The sequence below is a fragment of the Pseudomonas sp. AC229 genome, from assembly GCF_979254655.1.
In genome coordinates this window covers 1-289 of record NZ_CEEDHK010000044.1, presented here as the reverse complement: position 1 = coordinate 289, position 289 = coordinate 1, and the positions used below count along the sequence as shown (strand labels likewise).

Annotated in this window: 1 protein-coding gene; it reads left to right on the top strand. The window is 59.2% G+C overall.

The features are described 5' to 3' along the window. Positions 1-289: hypothetical protein (locus AC0IW7_RS24775; RefSeq protein ID WP_471821489.1), on the top strand; the 289-nt coding region annotated here is incomplete at both ends.

Here is a 289-nt window from a genome sequence, read left to right as displayed (position 1 = left end):
GACGGTTACCTCTATTCGAAGGATGTGGCAGGCGCCGGCCTGAACCGCGACAGCGCCTACGACACGATCATCGAGCCTGGGGCTCGCCCAATCAGGGAAGGCGCAGATGGCTACCTGAATCCGGACAACGTTTATGAGGTCGCGGGGGAGATCTGGAATCCGAAAAAGACGCCCATCTATAACGATGCGACCAGCTCCAAACCAATCCGCACGGGTGATGACGGTTACCTCTATTCGAAGGATGTGGCAGGCGCCGGCCTGAACCGCGACAGCGCCTACGACACGATCA